This is a genomic window from Rhodococcus sp. IEGM 1351, assembly GCF_030056875.1.
Lineage (GTDB): Bacteria > Actinomycetota > Actinomycetes > Mycobacteriales > Mycobacteriaceae > Rhodococcus_F > Rhodococcus_F opacus.
The window spans coordinates 1-16,941 of the sequence record NZ_JASHKU010000033.1 but is presented as its reverse complement, the minus strand read 5'-3'; the positions used below and the strand labels follow the sequence as shown (position 1 = coordinate 16,941).

Annotated in this window: 17 protein-coding genes; 10 read left to right on the top strand and 7 right to left on the bottom strand. The window is 66.5% G+C overall.

Annotated elements, in window-relative coordinates; translation table 11 throughout:
• Positions 1 to 126: 126 nt before the first annotated feature.
• Both chsH3 and kstD read right to left on the bottom strand, forming a co-directional pair.
• The gene (gene chsH3, locus QM806_RS35835) at positions 127 to 993 is read right to left on the bottom strand and encodes an enoyl-CoA hydratase ChsH3 (protein ID WP_005263850.1); all 867 of its coding nucleotides are present in this window, start codon (positions 991 to 993) and stop codon (positions 127 to 129) included.
• Complete coding sequence (gene kstD, locus QM806_RS35830; protein ID WP_169695790.1) at positions 983 to 2,701, bottom strand: 3-oxosteroid 1-dehydrogenase; 1,719 nt, start codon at positions 2,699 to 2,701, stop codon at positions 983 to 985. Before kstD ends, chsH3 begins: the two co-directional genes overlap by 11 nt.
• A 148-nt stretch (positions 2,702 to 2,849) precedes the next feature.
• On the opposite strand from kstD, the gene QM806_RS35825 reads away from it, so the two are divergent.
• From QM806_RS35825 to dmpG, 3 genes are read left to right on the top strand one after another with little or no spacing between them, the layout of a single operon-like run.
• Positions 2,850 to 3,635 carry a 2-keto-4-pentenoate hydratase gene (locus tag QM806_RS35825; RefSeq protein WP_005574859.1) on the top strand — a complete coding sequence of 262 codons (786 nt, stop codon included), beginning with the start codon at positions 2,850 to 2,852 and terminating at the stop codon, positions 3,633 to 3,635.
• Positions 3,636 to 3,645: 10 nt separating this feature from the next.
• Positions 3,646 to 4,548 carry an acetaldehyde dehydrogenase (acetylating) gene (locus QM806_RS35820; RefSeq protein ID WP_025431774.1) on the top strand — a complete coding sequence of 301 codons (903 nt, stop codon included), beginning with the start codon at positions 3,646 to 3,648 and terminating at the stop codon, positions 4,546 to 4,548.
• Positions 4,549 to 4,592: 44 nt separating this feature from the next.
• Positions 4,593 to 5,612, top strand: a complete 1,020-nt coding sequence (dmpG, locus tag QM806_RS35815; RefSeq protein WP_162130642.1) for a 4-hydroxy-2-oxovalerate aldolase — start codon at positions 4,593 to 4,595, stop codon at positions 5,610 to 5,612.
• A 39-nt stretch (positions 5,613 to 5,651) separates the two neighbouring features.
• Here the strand turns inward: dmpG and QM806_RS35810 are convergent, their stop codons facing one another.
• The 3 genes from QM806_RS35810 to QM806_RS35800 all read right to left on the bottom strand — a co-directional run bounded on the left by QM806_RS35810 (position 5,652) and on the right by QM806_RS35800 (position 7,697).
• The gene (locus tag QM806_RS35810; protein ID WP_005574864.1) at positions 5,652 to 6,029 is read right to left on the bottom strand and encodes a VOC family protein; all 378 of its coding nucleotides are present in this window, start codon (positions 6,027 to 6,029) and stop codon (positions 5,652 to 5,654) included.
• 133 nt (positions 6,030 to 6,162) lie between these two features.
• A complete protein-coding gene (locus tag QM806_RS35805; RefSeq protein ID WP_065489014.1) occupies positions 6,163 to 6,510 on the bottom strand; it encodes a hypothetical protein in 348 nt (115 codons plus the stop codon).
• A 2-nt stretch (positions 6,511 to 6,512) separates the two neighbouring features.
• Entirely contained in the window at positions 6,513 to 7,697 is a 1,185-nt protein-coding gene (locus QM806_RS35800; RefSeq protein WP_283294544.1) for a 3-ketosteroid-9-alpha-monooxygenase, oxygenase component, read from the bottom strand.
• A gap of 190 nt (positions 7,698 to 7,887) precedes the next feature.
• On the opposite strand from QM806_RS35800, the gene hsaA reads away from it, so the two are divergent.
• From hsaA to hsaB, 4 genes are read left to right on the top strand one after another with little or no spacing between them, the layout of a single operon-like run.
• Entirely contained in the window at positions 7,888 to 9,063 is a 1,176-nt protein-coding gene (gene hsaA, locus QM806_RS35795; RefSeq protein WP_005244809.1) for a 3-hydroxy-9,10-secoandrosta-1,3,5(10)-triene-9,17-dione monooxygenase oxygenase subunit, read from the top strand.
• 8 nt (positions 9,064 to 9,071) lie between these two features.
• Positions 9,072 to 9,950 (top strand): 4,5:9,10-diseco-3-hydroxy-5,9,17-trioxoandrosta-1(10),2-diene-4-oate hydrolase, encoded by an 879-nt coding sequence (gene hsaD / locus QM806_RS35790; RefSeq protein WP_169692843.1) that lies wholly within the window; start codon positions 9,072 to 9,074, stop codon positions 9,948 to 9,950.
• The gene (gene hsaC, locus QM806_RS35785) at positions 9,950 to 10,852 is read left to right on the top strand and encodes an iron-dependent extradiol dioxygenase HsaC (RefSeq protein ID WP_283294541.1); all 903 of its coding nucleotides are present in this window, start codon (positions 9,950 to 9,952) and stop codon (positions 10,850 to 10,852) included. Before hsaD ends, hsaC begins: the two co-directional genes overlap by 1 nt.
• Positions 10,849 to 11,436 (top strand): 3-hydroxy-9,10-secoandrosta-1,3,5(10)-triene-9,17-dione monooxygenase reductase subunit, encoded by a 588-nt coding sequence (hsaB, locus tag QM806_RS35780; protein ID WP_283294540.1) that lies wholly within the window; start codon positions 10,849 to 10,851, stop codon positions 11,434 to 11,436. Before hsaC ends, hsaB begins: the two co-directional genes overlap by 4 nt.
• 3 nt (positions 11,437 to 11,439) lie before the next feature.
• On the opposite strand, the gene QM806_RS35775 is transcribed toward hsaB, so the two are convergent.
• Positions 11,440 to 12,888, bottom strand: coding sequence for an NAD-dependent succinate-semialdehyde dehydrogenase (locus tag QM806_RS35775; RefSeq protein ID WP_283294537.1), 1,449 nt, complete (start codon positions 12,886 to 12,888; stop codon positions 11,440 to 11,442).
• Positions 12,889 to 13,002: 114 nt separating this feature from the next.
• Here QM806_RS35775 and QM806_RS35770 point away from each other — a divergent pair, with 114 nt between their 5' ends.
• The 3 genes from QM806_RS35770 to QM806_RS35760 all read left to right on the top strand — a co-directional run bounded on the left by QM806_RS35770 (position 13,003) and on the right by QM806_RS35760 (position 15,703).
• On the top strand, positions 13,003 to 14,244 hold the full coding sequence (locus QM806_RS35770; RefSeq protein WP_005263864.1) for an aspartate aminotransferase family protein: 1,242 nt from the start codon (positions 13,003 to 13,005) through the stop codon (positions 14,242 to 14,244).
• A 68-nt stretch (positions 14,245 to 14,312) separates the two neighbouring features.
• Positions 14,313 to 14,807 carry a DUF3830 family protein gene (locus QM806_RS35765; RefSeq protein ID WP_005244798.1) on the top strand — a complete coding sequence of 165 codons (495 nt, stop codon included), beginning with the start codon at positions 14,313 to 14,315 and terminating at the stop codon, positions 14,805 to 14,807.
• Between the two features lie 74 nt (positions 14,808 to 14,881).
• Positions 14,882 to 15,703: a PhzF family phenazine biosynthesis protein gene (locus tag QM806_RS35760; protein ID WP_283294534.1), complete on the top strand. Its 822-nt coding sequence runs from the start codon at positions 14,882 to 14,884 to the stop codon at positions 15,701 to 15,703.
• A gap of 2 nt (positions 15,704 to 15,705) precedes the next feature.
• On the opposite strand, the gene QM806_RS35755 is transcribed toward QM806_RS35760, so the two are convergent.
• Positions 15,706 to 16,866, bottom strand: a complete 1,161-nt coding sequence (locus tag QM806_RS35755) for an iron-containing alcohol dehydrogenase (RefSeq protein ID WP_164059382.1) — start codon at positions 16,864 to 16,866, stop codon at positions 15,706 to 15,708.
• Positions 16,867 to 16,941 lie beyond the last annotated feature (75 nt).

Here is a 16,941-nt window from a genome sequence, read left to right as displayed (position 1 = left end):
CGCCCCGACCATCGGTTGACACGTCTCGATGAGGTCACGGAAAGCGTACAAAGTGTTGCGGCATCATGCCTGATAATTGCGAATATCCGTCCGAACTGGGCGGATTCGGTCAAATTTCGGTAACTGTCACCCCTGGGCCAGGGTCAGCACCACGTCTGCCAGGGCCGGAGCATGATCGCGCTCGGGAACCGTGGCCGAGATGAGGAGCCGGCCCTCGTCCCGCCAGATCCGCGTGTGCAGCGTCTCGCCGGGAAAAACCACCCCCGCGAACCGGACTCGGAACCCCGCGACCTGCGACGCGTCCGAGTCGAGCACCGCGTCCACGGCCGCTTTGCACACCATCCCGTACGTGCACAGGCCGTGCAGAATCGGGGCGGGAAACCCTGCGGCGGAAGCGAACTTCGGGTCGGAATGCAGGGGGTTGCGGTCGCCGCACATCCGGTACATCAGCGCCTGCTGCGGAAGGACGGGGGTGTCGACCTCGACGTCGGCAGGCCGGTCGGGCAACTCGACGGACTGGGACGGTCCGCGCTCACCCCCGAAACCGCCTTCGCCGCGGGCGAAGATGGACGACCGCCCGGTCCACAGGGGAGTGCCGTCGAGGTCGGTGGTCGTCGATTCCTGCACGATGACGGCGGCCTTGCCCTTGTCCCACACTTCGGCGATTCGGGTGGTGGTGCGGGCCTTGCCCTCCGGGGGAATCGGCTGGTGCACGGTCACTTCCTGGCTGCCGTGGACCACGTTGGCGAGGTCGATCTCGACTCCCGGGAACGACACACGCGGGGCCTCGGTCGCGTGGAAATTCGCGGCCACCGTGGCGAACGTGGGGAGCACCTGCGGCTTCCCGTCGGTGAGGTACCGCAACTCCTTCTCGTCGAGCGGACGGGATCCGGCACCGAGAGCGAGGTGGTAGTGCTGCACGTCGGAACTGGTCCAGGAGAACTCCTGAACGGGCAGTTCGGCTCCGATGGCGATGTTCGGATCAATGGGCATTGGTGGTGTCTCCGGTGAGTGACGTCGGGGAATCGGCCTGGGAGGACTTGTCGAGGATATCGAGAACCGCGAGATAGCCGAACGTCATCGCCGGGCCGATGGTCGCGCCGGGGCCTGCGTAGGTGTGGCCCATCACCGGGCCGCTGGCATTGCCCACCGCATAGAGGTTCTCGATCGTGCTGCCGTCCTCCCGCAGCACGCGGGCGTTGCGGTCGGTGCGGAGACCGCCCTTGGTGCCGAGGTCGCCGGGGACCATTTTGACGGCGAAGAACGGCGCCTTCTCGAGCGCCCCGAGGCTCGGATTGGGCTTGTTGCGGGGATCCCCGTAGTAGTGGTCGTAACCGCTCTCACCACGGCCGAAGTCCTCGTCCTTGCCGTTCCGGGCGAAAGTGTTGAAACGCGAGACCGTTTCGGTGAGTGCGTCGACCGGCACGCCGATCTTCCCGGCCAGCTCGGCGACGGTGCCCGCCTTGACGATCACACCGGCCTTCAGCCAGCGACCCGGGAACGGGGAGCGCGGGGTGACTCCGGCGAACGCGTACCGGTCGCGGTAACGCTGGTCGAGGACGAGCCAGCACGGCACGTTTTCGCCCGGTCCGTCACCCTGCCCGTGCGTGCCGCCGTACATCGCGTGCGTCGCCTCGACGTACGGCGCGGATTCGTTGACGAAGCGTTTGCCGGATTCGTTGATCATGATGCAGCCGGGCAGGCTCCGTTCGGACAGCGCGAACCACGGGCCGCCGGTCAGCGGGATGGACGGTCCCCACCAGGCGTCTTCCATCAGATCGAGCGCGGCGCCGAGCTTTTCGCCCGCCCAGATGCCGTCGCCCGTGTTGGCCTTCGCGCCGACGGTCCATTCGGTGCCGATCGGTGCCCGCTGATACTTCTTGCGGGCCTCGTCGTTGTGCTCGAAGCCGCCCGAGGCGATCACGACGCCGCGGCGCGCCCGGAACACCTGCGGCTGTCCGTCGACCGTGGCGTTGACGCCCTTGACCACGCCGTCCTCCACGTACAGGTCGGTGAGCGGGGTGTCGAGCAGGATCGGGACACCGGCGGCCTTCAGTCCGGCCTGCAGTCCGGCGACGAGCGCCTGACCGCGGACGAGCAGGCGCTTCCCCGTAAGCTTGGCTCCGAGGAATCGGAGCCCGACCCGGGCGGCGCGCAGCGGGCCGCGCGGGTTGCGCATCAACAGGTTCAGCCAGCGGTAATCGGCTTGGGTGATCACGAAATTCGACGGTGCCTTGACGTAATCGGGTTCGAGCTTCGCGAGGTCGGCGCCGAGTTTCCTGCCGTCGAACGGTGTCGGTTCGACGGACCGTCCGCCGAGCCGTCCGCCGGGGGCCTCGGGATAGTAGTCGGAGTATTCGGGCACCCACTGCAGTTTCAGTGGGCTGTTCTTCAGCACGAACGACAGCATCTCGGGGCCGCGGTCGATGTAGGCGTCGATCCGGTCCTTCGGGACGACGTCGCCGATGATGCTGTGCAGGTAGGTCCGCGCGGCGTCCGTGGTGTCCTCGACTCCCGCGGCGATCAGCGCCTCGTTGTTCGGGATCCACACGCCACCACCGGAGCGCGCGGTGGAGCCGCCGAAGTGTGGCGCCTTTTCGAGGATGACGACGCTGAGTCCCTTGTGGGCCGCGGTAAGGGCCGCGGTCATTCCACCGGCACCGCTACCGACGACCACGATGTCGTATTCGTGCTTGCTCATGTAGAACACGTTATAGAATGATGGGGTTGTCGGTCCATCCTTTCTGCCAGGAAGTATTACTGACGACAACAAACAAGGACGAAACACGTTGCAGTGGAAACCGGTGGGCGTGCGCACGCAAACGAACTTCAGGGAAGGTCCTCACACCATGCTCTCGACCCAACTACGCACCGAGTTGGCGAATCAGCTCGACGCCGCGGAACGGGGCCGCGCTCCCATCGGCCCCCTGACCGCCGACCATCCCGACATCGACGTCGTCGACGCCTACGAGATCCAGCTGATCAACATCCGCCGCCGGCTGCAGGACGGAGCAAAGGTCGTCGGGCACAAGGTCGGCCTGTCGTCCCTCGCCATGCAGCAGATGATGGGCGTCGACGAACCCGACTACGGCCACCTGCTCGCCGACATGGAGGTCTTCGAGGACCAACCCGTCGACACGGCGCGGTTCTGCTTCCCGCGCGTCGAGGTCGAGGTCGCGTTCGTGCTGGGCGCCGACCTCCCCGGCGCAGGCTGCACCGAGCAGGACGTCCTGGACGCCACCGTGGCGTTCGCGCCGTCCATCGAGCTGATCGACAGCCGGATCACCGATTGGAAGATCACACTGCCGGACACGATCGCGGACAACGCGTCGTCCGCCGGTTTCGTGCTCGGCAAGAACCGGGTGCAGCCCGCGGACATCGACATCACGGCCATCGACGCCGTCCTGACGAGCAACGGCGAGACCAAGGCCGAGGGACGCAGCGACGCCGTGCTCGGCAACCCGGTGACGGCCGTCGCCTGGCTCGCGCAGAAGGTCGAGAGCTTCGGCGTCCGGTTGAAGGCCGGCGACATCGTGCTGCCCGGATCGTGCACCCGCGCCATCGACGCGCATCCGGGCGATCACTTCCGCGCCGAGTTCAGTGGGCTCGGCTCCGTATCCCTGCAGTTCAAGTAGGAGTGTGTTCATGACCAAGGCAAGTGTGGCGATCGTCGGTTCGGGCAATATCAGCACCGACCTGCTCTACAAGCTGCAGCGATCCGAGTGGCTCGAACCCCGGTGGATGATCGGGATCGACCCCGAGAGCGAGGGCCTGGCACGGGCCCGCAAGATGGGACTGGAGACGTCGGCCGAGGGTGTCGACTGGTTGCTGAACCAGCCGGAGAAACCCGATCTCGTCTTCGAGGCCACGTCCGCGTACGTGCATCGGGAGGCAGCACCGCGGTATGAGGCCGCCGGCATCCGGGCCGTCGACCTGACACCCGCCGCCGTCGGACCGGCCGTGGTCCCGCCGGCGAACCTGCGCGAACACCTCGGCGCCCCCAACGTCAACATGATCACGTGCGGAGGGCAGGCCACGATCCCGATCGTGTACGCCGTCTCCCGCGTCGTCGACGTGCCGTATGCCGAGATCGTCGCGTCGGTGGCATCCGTCTCCGCGGGCCCGGGCACCCGCGCCAACATCGACGAGTTCACCAAGACCACCAGCCGCGGCATCGAAACCATCGGCGGAGCGCAGCGCGGCAAGGCCATCATCATCCTCAACCCGGCCGACCCGCCGATGATCATGCGGGACACGATCTTCTGCGCGATACCCGAGGACGCCGACCGCGCCGCCATCACCGATTCCATCCACCGCGTCGTCGCGGACATCCAGCAGTACGTCCCCGGCTACCGGCTGCTCAACGAACCGCAATTCGACGACCCGAGCGTCGTGTCGGGCGGGCAGGCGACGGTCACGACGTTCGTCGAGGTCGAGGGTGCAGGCGACTTCCTGCCCCCGTACGCGGGCAACCTCGACATCATGACCGCAGCGGCAACCAAGGTGGGCGAGGAGATCGCCCAGAAGCTCCTGAGTGTGGAGGCATGAGCACAATGGTCCAATTCGACGGGGCGAGCGGAGCGACGGGAAATATGCGCAGCAGTTGGGACATCCGCGTCACCGACACCTCACTGCGGGACGGTTCGCACCACAAGCGGCACCAATTCACCGGTGAGGAGGTCCGGGCCATCGTCGGTGCGCTCGACAACGCCGGGGTCCCGGTCATCGAGGTGACGCACGGCGACGGACTCGGTGGGTCCTCGTTCAACTACGGGTTCTCCAAGGTCCCCGAGCAGGAACTCATCTCGATCGCCGTCGACACGGCGAAGAACGCGAAGATCGCCTTCCTCATGCTGCCGGGGCTCGGCATCAAGGACGACATCATCGTCGCCCAGGACAACGGCGCCTCGATCTGCCGCATCGCCACGCACTGCACCGAGGCGGACGTGTCCATCCAGCACTTCGGGCTGGCCCGCGACCGCGGTCTCGAGACCGTCGGCTTCTTGATGATGGCGCATTCGATCGCACCGGAAAAGCTCGCCAAGCAGGCCCGCATCATGGCCGACGCCGGCTGCCAGTGCGTGTACGTCGTCGACTCCGCAGGCGCGCTCGTGCTCGAGCAGGTGTCCGACCGCGTCGAGGCGCTGGTGCAGGAACTCGGCTCGGACGCCCAGGTGGGTTTCCACGGTCACGAGAACCTCGGACTCGGTGTGGCCAACTCGATCGCCGCCGTTCGGGCAGGGGCCAAGCAGATCGACGGCAGCACACGACGATTCGGCGCCGGTGCCGGGAACGCGCCGGTCGAGGCGTTCGTCGGCGTGTGCGACAAGATCGGCATCAAGACGGGGATCGATTTCTTCGCGATCGCCGACGCCGCCGAGGACGTGGTGCGTCCGGCGATGCCCGCCGAATGCCTCCTCGACCGTCAGGCGCTGATGATGGGCTACGCCGGCGTCTACTCGAGCTTCCTCAAGCACGCCGAACGCCAGGCCGAACGGTACGGCGTCTCGTCCGCCGAACTCCTGGTCCGCGCCGGCAAGCGCAAGCTCGTCGGCGGCCAGGAAGATCAGCTCATCGACATCGCCCTCGAACTGCAGCGCGAGCGCCTGTGAGTACTTCTTAACGTCCCGCGGTTAATAAGTACTCACGGGTCAGCGGGCGGTCTCCCAGAGCCCGACGACGTTGCCCTCGGAGTCGGTGAAGTATGCGGCGAATCCCATGTTCCCGACGGGGGTCCTGCCGGTGACGGTCTTGCCACCGAGGGATTCGATCCGTTCGAGGGCGGATTCGATGCTCTCGACGTCGACGGTGACCACGGGAGAGGTCACTTCCCCGCGCTGCATCATGCCGCCGTTGATGTAACCCGGTTCGTCGGGCATGCCGCTCTCACCGACGGGTCCGGTGGTGACCATGCTGTAGTCCATGTCGGGGATCTCGGCGATGGCCCACCCGAATGCGTCCCGATAGAACGCTCGTGCGCGGTCACCGTCGTCGAAGGGGATCTCGAAGTGCACGATTCGGCCTGTCATGGCGCGCCTCCGGCTCGGCTGGAACCGCCGGATCCGACGGCACATCCAGCCTAAGCGCCCAATGTGACATTCGTGCAGCCTGACTGCACGAATGTCACACCGGGCGCCGCATCCGCCGCAGCGGCACCGACGACTATTCGACGCGATCCCGCACGTCGATGAACCCCTCCATCACCGCGTGGTTGATGCTGTCCCACAGTCGCGGGCACCCCTCGCGGAGCGCGGTGGACTGTCCCTCGCCGACGGCGTCCCGGAACGTCGGGCACGTCTTCGCAGGGTCGTCCGTCCACTGGACGCTCGTGTGCTCGAGGCTGTTCTTGCGCACCAGCACACAGGTTCCGCACGTACGGCACTCGACTTCGTTCATGCCGTCGTCGAGGTAATTGGCCTTGTCGGCCAACGTTTGCGCATGAATGGCCTCGAGCCGAGCAGGCTGCCCGGCGAAGTCGGGAGCTTTCGCCCATTCGGTCGAGGCACTCATGATCAGACCTGCGCTTCCCGGTTCGCGGACCGCTCCGCAGTCGTGCTTTCGGACCGCTCCGCGGCCTCGCGTTCGGCCTTCTGACGGGCCAGGTTCTCCTCGACCTCGTGCTGCCAGGCTTCGTTGGCCTTGGTGGTGTCGACCTCGAACTCGAAGCGCTGCGTCATCTTGTCGGTGACGTCGGCGACGTCGACGTAGAACTGGTCGTACCAGCGTCGCAGCTGGTAGACCGGACCGTCCTCGTCGCAGAGCAGGGGGTTGTCGATCTTGGTCTTGTTCTTCCAGATCTCGACGTCCTGCAGGAATCCCTCGGCGATGCCCTCGGTGAACTTCGCGGCCAGCTTGTCGGCGGTTTCGTCGTCGATGCCGGTCGGCTTCTTGACGGTGACGCCGTACTGGAGCATGAACGAATTGTTCGTCACCGGATAGTGGCAGTTGATGAGGACGCTCTCGACCTCGTACCCGCCGTAGCTGTTCCACAGCGGATTGATCATGTAGGACGGCCCGTAGTACGCGGCCTCGGAGCGCAGCAGCGATTCCATGCCGTACTGCGTCGCCATCCCGACGTCCGGGCGACCCTTCGTGTTGAGGTACTGCGTTGCGATGTGGCCTTCGAAGACGTTCTTGAAGTACGTCGGGAACGCGTAGTGGATGTAGAAGAAGTGCGCCATGTCGACCACGTTGTCGATGATCTCGCGGCAGTTGGACCCTTCGATCAGCATCGAGTTCCAGGTCCAGTCGGTCCATTCGTCGCTGTAGGCGCCCTCGATGCGGGGGATGGTCACGTTCTCCGGCGGGGGATTGCCCTCCGGGTCGTTCCAGACGAACAGCTGGCCGTTCTGCTCGAGGGTGAGCCACGCCCGGGTGCGGGCGATCGGGGGAACCCGGCGTGCGTAGGGAATGCTGGTGCACTTGCCGTTGCCGCCCCAGCGCCAGTCGTGGAACGGGCAGGCCACGGAGTCGCCCTTCACGGTGCCCTGCGACAGGTCGCCGCCCATGTGCCGGCAATACGCGTCCAGAACCTTCAGTTCGCCCTTGTTGTCGGCGAAGACGACGAGTTTGGTGCCGAATGCCTCGATCGAATGCGGTTTGCCGTCCTTGAACGTCTTGGTCAAACCGAGGCAGTGCCAACCACGCGCGAAGCGGGTCTGGACCGTGCCCACATCGATCTCGCGAATCTGCGCCATTGTGCCCTCACATCCCTTCATGCTGTTAGTAGAACACGTTATAGAACTTCGACACGATCCGCCAGATTTTCGGGGGCTTTCTTCCAGACCCGGGCCGTCAAACAGCACCTTTACCGGTATCTCGACATAAATGGGAACGTGTTCTAGTCTCAGAAGATAAGTGAACCATCGAACGAGACAGGAGCGTCCTGTGGGTGACCATGACAGTCACGAGGTGATGCAGCGGCTCGACGCACTACTGCCGACGCTGCGAGAGCGTGCGCAGGAGACCGAGGATCTACGTCGTATCCCCGACGATTCCATGAAGGCGCTCCAGGAGACCGGATTCTTCCGGTTGCTCCAGCCCGAACAGTGGGGTGGTTACCAGGCGGATCCGGTGCTGTTCTACTCCGCGGTGCGGAAGATCGCGAGCGCCTGCGGTTCCACCGGCTGGGTCTCGTCGATCATCGGTGTCCACAACTGGCACCTCGCGCTGTTCTCGCAGCAGGCTCAGGAAGACGTGTGGGGTAACGACACCGACGTCCGGATCTCGTCGTCGTACGCGCCGATGGGCGCCGGCCAGGTCGTCGACGGCGGATACACGGTCAACGGTGCCTGGGCCTGGTCGTCCGGCTGTGATCACGCCAGCTGGGCGGTGCTCGGTGGGCCCGTCATCAAGGACGGCCGCCCCGTCGACTTCGTCAGCTTCCTGATCCCGCGCGAGGACTACCGGATCGACGACGTGTGGAATGTCGTGGGACTTCGCGGAACCGGCAGCAACACCGTGGTGGTGGAGGACGTCTTCGTCCCGACGCACCGCGTTCTCAGCTTCAAGGCGATGAGCAACCTCACCGCTCCCGGGCTCGAGCGCAACACCGCGCCCGTCTACAAGATGCCCTGGGGGACAATCCACCCCACCACCATCTCCGCGCCGATCGTCGGGATGGCCTACGGCGCCTACGACGCGCACGTCGAACATCAGGGCAAGCGCGTCCGCGCGGCGTTCGCCGGTGAGAAGGCGAAAGACGACCCGTTCGCCAAGGTTCGCATCGCCGAGGCGTCGAGTGACATCGACGCCGCCTGGCGCCAGCTGTCGGGGAACGTCGCCGACGAATACGCACTGCTCGTCGCGGGTGAAGAAGTGCCGTTCGAGCTGCGGCTGCGGGCACGCCGCGACCAGGTGCGCGCCACGGGCCGCGCCATTTCGTCCATCGACAAACTGTTCGAGAGCTCGGGGGCCACCGCGCTGGCCAACGGCACGCCGCTGCAGCGTTTCTGGCGGGACGCGCACGCCGGACGCGTCCACGCGGCAAACGATCCCGAGCGCGCCTACGTCATGTACGGCACAGGCGAATTCGGTCTGCCCATCACCGACACGATGGTCTAGGAGAACACGTGACGACTACCGAAGAGGCCCTCACGTTCGAGTCCACCTCGAAGTTCGCCCAGGTCCGGCCCGACCTGAAGTTGCACTACCACGAGGCCGGGGTCGGCAACGACACCACGATCGTGCTGCTGCACGGCGGCGGGCCGGGCGCTTCGTCGTGGTCGAACTTCGCCAGGAACATCCCGGTTCTCGCCGAGAAGTTCCACGTGCTCGCCGTCGACCAGCCGGGGTACGGGTTGTCGGACAAGCCGACCGAGCACCCGCAGTACTTCGTGCACAGCGCGTCCGCGTTGAAGGATCTGCTCGACACCCTCGACATCGGCGGGCGTGTCCACCTGCTCGGCAACTCCCTCGGTGGCGGTGCCGCAGTGCGTTTCGCGCTGGACTACCCGGACCGCGCGGGCCGGCTGGTGCTCATGGGCCCGGGCGGACTCAGCGTCAACCTGTTCGCCCCGGACCCGACCGAGGGCGTCAAGAACCTCGGCAAGTTCGGCTACCAACCCACCCGGGAGAACCTCGAGGCGTTCCTGCGCATCATGGTGTTCGACCAGAAGTTGATCACCGACGAACTGATCGACGAACGTTTCGCCGCGGCGAGCACACCCGAGTCGCTCGCCGCCGCCAAGGCGATGGGAAAGTCGTTCTCCGCGGCCGACTTCGAACTGGGAATGCTGTGGCGCGAGGCGTACAAGCTGCGCCAGCGGGTGCTGCTGATCTGGGGGCGCGAAGACCGGGTCAACCCGCTCGACGGGGCGCTGGTGGCGCTGAAGATGATTCCGCGGGCACAGTTGCACGTCTTCGGCGGGTGCGGCCACTGGGCGCAGCTGGAGAAGTTCGACGAGTTCAACCGTCTGGCAACCGATTTCCTTCTGGACGGGGGTAAGTGATGAGTATTCGTTCACTGGCATACATGCGCATCGAGGCCACCGACATGGCCGCGTGGCGCGAATACGGTCTCAAGGTGCTCGGCATGGTCGAGGGCAAGGGCTCCGACCCGGACGCCCTGTATCTGCGGATGGACGACTTCCCGGCTCGCCTCGTGATCTTCCCGGGGGAGCAGGACCGGCTGTCGGTGTCGGGCTGGGAGACGGCCAATGCCGCGGAGCTGCAGGAGGTCCGCGACAACCTGTCGGCGGCCGGCGTCGCATTCAAGGAGGGGACGGCCGAGCAGCTGCAGGACCGCAGGGTCGACGAGCTGATCACGTTCGAGGACCCGTCGGGCAACACGCTCGAGGCGTTCCACGGCGCGGCCCTGGAGCATCGCCGGGTGGTCAGCCCGTACGGGCACAAGTTCGTCACCGGTGAGCAGGGCCTCGGACACGTCGTCCTTTCGACCACGGACGACGAGGCGTCGCTGCGCTTCTACCGCGACGTCCTCGGTTTCCGCCTGCGCGATTCGATGCGGTTGCCCCCGCAGATGGTCGGGCGGCCGGCGGACGGCAAGCCGGCGTGGTTGCGGTTCTTCGGCTGCAACCCGCGGCACCACAGCCTCGCGTTCCTGCCGATGCCGACGCCGAGCGGCATCGTGCACCTGATGATCGAGGTCGAGAACTCCGACGACGTCGGATTGTGCCTCGACCGCGCGCTCCGCAAGGAGGTCAAGATGTCGGCCACGCTCGGCCGCCACGTCAACGACCTGATGCTGTCGTTCTACATGAAGACCCCCGGCGGCTTCGACATCGAATTCGGTTGCGAGGGACGCCAGGTGGAGGACGAGAGCTGGATCGCGAGGGAGAGCACGGCCGTCAGCCTGTGGGGTCACGACTTCAGCGTCGGGATGCAGCCGTGAGCGAGGTGACCGGGGACAGGGCCGTCGCGGCCGAGGCGATCGATCCGCGACGGTTCCGGACGGTGCTCGGCCAGTTCTGCACCGGCGTCACCATCATCACGACGATCGACGACGGCGTGCCCGTGGGGTTCGCGTGCCAGTCGTTCGCCGCGCTGTCGCTCGAACCCCCGCTCGTGCTGTTCTGCCCGACCAAGACGTCGCGGTCGTGGGCGGCGATCGAGCGCAGCGGCATCTTCTGTGTCAACGTGCTCGCGGAGGAACAACAGTCGACGTGCGCCCGTTTCGGTTCCCGGGACCCGGACAAGTTCGCCGGGATCGACTGGACGGAGTCGCCGCTGGGCTCGCCGATCCTCACCGGCTCGCTCGCCCACATCGACTGCTCGCTCGAGAGCGTGCACGACGGCGGCGACCACTGGGTCGCGTTCGGCCGGGTCTCCTCCCTGAGCGAGATCAGGGAGGAGCGACCGTTGCTGTTCTACCGCGGGCAGTACACCGGCATCGAACCGGACAAGACCGTGCCTGCGCCGTGGCGCGACGACCTCGAGGCGTTCCTCACGACGTCGTCGGAAGACACCTGGCTCTAGTTGCTAGACGGCGACACCGATGTACTTCGTCTCGAGGAATTCGTCGATGCCGGTGGTCCCGCCTTCGCGTCCGAGCCCGGATTCCTTCACGCCGCCGAACGGCGCGGCCGGGTTCGACACCACACCCTGGTTGAGCCCGACCATGCCCGACTCCAGCGCCTCGCACACACGGATGCCGCGCTTGAGGCTCTCGGTGTACACGTAGGCCACCAGCCCGTACGGGGTGTCGTTGGCCCGTTCGACGGCCTCGGCCTCGGTCTCGAACGTGCTGATCGCGGCCACCGGTCCGAAGATCTCGTTGTGGCACATCTCGGCGTCGTCGGGCACACCCGTCAGGACCGTCGCCGGGTAGAAGTTGCCCGGCCGGTCGAGTGCCTCGCCGCCGGTGAGCACCGAGGCGCCGCGGTCGATCGCGTCCGCGACGAGACTGCTCACCTTCGCGACGGCAGCCTCGTCGATCAGCGGTCCGACGACGACGCCGTCCTCGGTGCCGCGCCCGACGGGCAGGGCCTCCATTCGTTGCGTGAGTTTGCGGGTGAATTCCTCGGCGACCGAACTGTGCACGAGGATTCGGTTGGCAGCCGTGCAGGCCTGGCCGATGTTGCGCATCTTCGCCGCCATGGCCCCGTCGACGGCGTCGTCGAGATTCGCGTCGTCGAAGACGAGGAACGGCGCGTTGCCGCCGAGTTCCATGGACGTGCGCATGACCGTGCGGGCGCACAGTTCGAGCAGATGCTTCCCGACCTTGGTCGAACCGGTGAACGAGAGCTTGCGGGCCCTGCCGTCGAGGATGAGGGGGGTGATCACCTCGTCGGGGCTGGACGTGGTGACGACGTTGACGACGCCGTCCGGCAGCCCGGCCTCGGTGAGGATGTCGGCGAGGGCCAGGATCGACAGCGGCGTCTGGGCTGCCGGCTTGATGACGGACGTGCACCCGGCGGCGATCGCGGGCCCGATCTTGCGGGTGCCCATCGCCATCGGGAAGTTCCACGGGGTGATGAGCAGGCTCGGCCCCACGGGCTGGCGGGTCACGAGGAACCGCGACCCGCCGCCGGGCGCCGTCATGTAGCCGCCGTCGATGCGGACGGCCTCCTCGGCGAACCAGCGGAAGAACTCTGCGGCGTAGGTGATTTCGCCCCGCGCCTCGGTGAGTGGCTTGCCCATCTCGAGCGTCATGACCAGCGCGAGCCGGTCGACGTTCTCGAGCAGCAGCCGGTGCGCGTTCATGAGGATGGTGCTGCGTTCGCGGGGGGTCGTGGCCGCCCACGACGGTTGCGCCGCCACCGCTGCGTCGAGCGCCTCGCGGGCCTCCGCGGCGTCGGCGTCGGCGACCGTGCACAGGATCTGTCCGGTGGACGGGTCGTGGACCGGCATGGTGCGTGCGCTGTCGCGCCACTTGCCGCCGATGAACAGGCCGGTCTGCACCGATGCGATTGCTGCTTCCTCGAGCATGATTTTTCCCCGTTCTCCATTGCCGAAGGGACGGTCCCCATGTTATACAGATTGTCAACAATCTGACAATGCACTTGCCGACATCCGCCGGCATCTACGCGTGGGAGGGTTCTCGTGACTCGGCTATCTCCACTGCTCGCTCAGGCCACACCCGTGACGGTCGATCACGGTGAAGGTTGCTACCTCTACGGCACCGACGGCAGGCGCTATCTCGACTTCACCGCGGGCATCGGCGTCACCAGTACCGGGCACTGCCACCCGCACGTCGTGGAGGCCGCACGCAGGCAGGTCGGGTCCCTGATCCACGGCCAGTACACGACGGTCATGCACCAGCCGATGCTCGAGCTCGTCGATCGACTGGGATCGGTGCTGCCCGCGGGCCTCGACTCGCTGTTCTTCGCGAACTCAGGAAGTGAGGCGGTGGAGGCGTCGCTACGACTGTCGCGGCAGGCGACCGGCCGCCCCAACGTGATCGTCTTCCACGGCGGATTCCACGGACGCACGGTCGCGACGGCGACGATGACCACGTCCGGCACCCGATTCTCCGCCGGCTTCAGCCCGTTGATGGGCGGCGTGCACGTGGCACCGTTCCCCAACGCCTACCGCTACGGCTGGTCCGAGGAGGAGGCGACCGCGTTCGCGCTGAAGGAACTCGACTACATCTTCGCGACGCTCACCGCGCCGAACGAGACGGCGGCGTTCGTCGTCGAGCCCGTTCTCGGTGAGGGCGGGTACGTGCCCGGCAACACCGCGTTCTTCCAAGGGCTCCGCGAGCGCGCCGACCGGTACGGCATCCTGCTCGTCATCGACGAGATCCAGACCGGTTTCGGCCGCACCGGCAAGTTCTTCGGGCACCAGCACTTCGACGTCCGGCCCGACATCATCACCATCGCCAAGGGTCTGGCCAGCGGCTTCCCGCTGTCGGGCATCGCGGCGTCCGAGGAGCTCATGGCCAAGGGCTGGCCGGGGTCGCAGGGTGGAACGTACGGCGGCAATGCCGTGTCCTGCGCGGCCGCGGTCGCGACGCTCGAGGTGATCGAGAAGGAAGATCTCGTGGCCAACGCCGCCGCGCGGGGTGTCCAGTTGCTCGACGGTGCGCGCACGCGCGCCATCGACGGGATCGGCGACGTCCGTGGCCTCGGACTGCTCGTGGGCAGCGAGTTCACGGCCGCCGACGGCAGCGCGGACCGTGCGAAAGCGGCTGCGGCGCAGCAACTGGCCGCGAAGAAGGGGCTGCTGCTGTTGACCTGCGGCGCCCACATGAACGTGGTACGGATGATTCCACCGCTCATCGTGACGGCGGAACAGATCGAGGACGCCCTGAAGATCTGGTCCGAAGTACTCGACGAAGTGTGACAAGCACCCGTGAGTACTTGTTAACCGCGGGCGGTTAACAAGTACTCACGGGCTCCGAAGGAGGACCTGTGGCTCGCTACATCACCATCAGCCTGGACAAGCGCGGCGTGACCTGCCGTGCCCGGCTTCTCGACGAGGACGCACCACTCACGTGCGACGCGGTGTGGGACGTGCTTCCACAGAGCGGCGACGCGTACCACGCCAAGTACGCGCGCAACGAGGTGTATACGCTGATCCCGCGGATCACCGCGGCACCGCGGCGGGAAAATCCCACCGTCACACCGATTCCCGGTGACGTGTGCCTGTTCGACTTCGAGCCCTGGGAAATCGGCAACTCGGCCTACGGGTACGAGCCGGGCTCCGAGGCGCACGCCGCGCAGGGCGCCACCGACCTCGCGATCTTCTACGGCCGCAACAACCTCCTGCTCAACGGTGACGTCGGCTGGGTGCCCGGCAACGTGTTCGCCGCCATCGAGGAGGGGCTGCCGGAATTGGCGGCCGCGTGCAACGACCTGTGGATGCGCGGGGTCGAAGGCGAGACGATGAGCTTCGCCCGGGCCTGACGTCGGCGCGACCGGTCCAGAGTGTGCGGGATGGCCCTCGACGAGCGCCGGGGCGTCCACCACCATCGGACGATATGAAGCTCGACATCTATCAGATCGACGCATTCGCCGCCGGACCCTTCGAGGGCAACCCGGCGGCGGTCATGCCGCTGACCGACTGGCTGGACGACTCGGTTCTTCAGCAACTCGCCGAAGAGAACAATCTGTCCGAGACGGCGTTCTACACCGCTCGGCTTCCCGTGGACGCGGGGCCCCACGACCCGGAATATCCGGCGTATCACCTGCGATGGTTCACCCCTGCCGTCGAGGTGGACCTGTGCGGCCATGCCACCCTCGCCACGGCCGCGCAGATCCTCGAGGACGTGCACCCGGACGCCGCCCGCATCCAGTTCTGGACGCGCAGCGGTTGGCTGCACGTCGACCGTGGATCGGACGGGAAACTGGTGATGGATTTCCCGGCCGAGCCGCCGGTGCCGATCGCGGCCGATCCCCGGATCGTCGCAGCACTCGGCATTCCGGTGCGGGAGTGCCTGAAGGCCACCGACCTCGTGTTCGTCGCGGAATCTGAACACGACATCGCGTCGATGGCCCCCGACTTCGCCGTGATCAGCCCGCTGAAGGTGCGGGGCATCGTCGTCACCGCAGCATCCGACCTCAAGGGACTCGATTTCGTGTCGCGATGGTTCGGCGCCGCTGCCGGCGTGCAGGAGGACCCGGTGACGGGGTCCGCGCACTCGCAGATCGCGCCGTACTGGGCTGACGTCCTGGGCCGAAACAGCCTCGTCGGACGCCAACTGTCGGCGCGGGGAGGAACCGTGCACTGCGAGGTGCGCGGCGACCGCGTCCACCTGTCCGGGGCGTACCGGCGATACCTCCGGGGCACCGTCGAGTTCTAGCGCTAGCTGAAGACCTCCGAATACAGCGTCTCGATCTGGCCGGCGGTGGGCACGACCGGATTGTTGCCGGGCGATCCCGACGCCAGCGCCTGCTCTGCCATCAACGGAATGAGGCCGTCCCAGGCATCACGGTCGATCCCGTAGGCGAGCGGCGTCGGAACCTTCAGGTCGTGACACAGCGACGTCAGGGTCTCGACGAGGAACTGCGCGGCGACGGAATCGCCCGCCGATTCCGGTGCAGCGCCGAACGCACGCGCGCAGTCGGCGTAGCGGCTCTCCGCTCCCTTCACGGAGAACGCAGTGATCGCCGGAAGCAGCATGGCATTCGACAGTCCGTGTGCGACATGGAAATGCGCACCGATCGGCCTGCTCATCCCGTGTACCAGCGCCACGCTCGAGTTGGAGAACGCCATACCGGCCTGCATGGACGCGACCATCATCGCTTCTCTCGCGGTGCGGTCTTCACCGTCCGCGTACGCCGTGCCGATGTGCTTACCAATGGTGCGGATCGCGGAGAGCGCGAGTCCGTCGGTGAACGGCTGGGCCTTCTTGCTGACGTATGCCTCGATGGCGTGGGTGAGCGCATCGATTCCGGTGTCGGCGGTCAACCGCGGCGGCATCGACATCGTGAGTTCGAAATCCACGATCGCGGCGATCGGCAGGAAGGAGAGTCCCGGGCACAGCATCTTCTCGTCGGAAGCGCTGTCGCTGATGACGGTGAATTGCGTCGCCTCCGAGCCGCTTCCGGCGGTGGTCGGTATCGCGATGATCGGCAGCGCCTTCCCGGTGTACACGTGGGGAGCCTTGTACGACCGCATTTCGCCGCCGTTCGCGGACAGCACGGCCAGTGCCTTCGCGGTGTCCATCGGACTGCCGCCGCCGAACCCGATCACCGAATCCGCGTTGTGTTCGGCGACGATCCTCAGCCCTTCCTCCAGGGAATCGGTGGTGGGGTCGGGCACGGTGCCGGAGAACAGTGCCGGCTCCTTCCCCGCGGACCTGAGGAGGGTCATGATCCGGTCGGCCGCGCCGGTGCCGGTCAGATAGGAGTCGGTGACGAGAACCGGTCTCTGCAGACCCAATTGGTCGACAACCGAGCCGATCTCGTCGACTGCTCCGGCCCCGATCCTGGCGAAACGGGGGAGTGAGAGATGTGCGGTCATGGGAGAGGTTCCTTAGTTGCTCTGGGGGAAGCCGAGGTTGAGTCCGCCGTGGCTGGGGTCGAGCCAGCGGGTGGT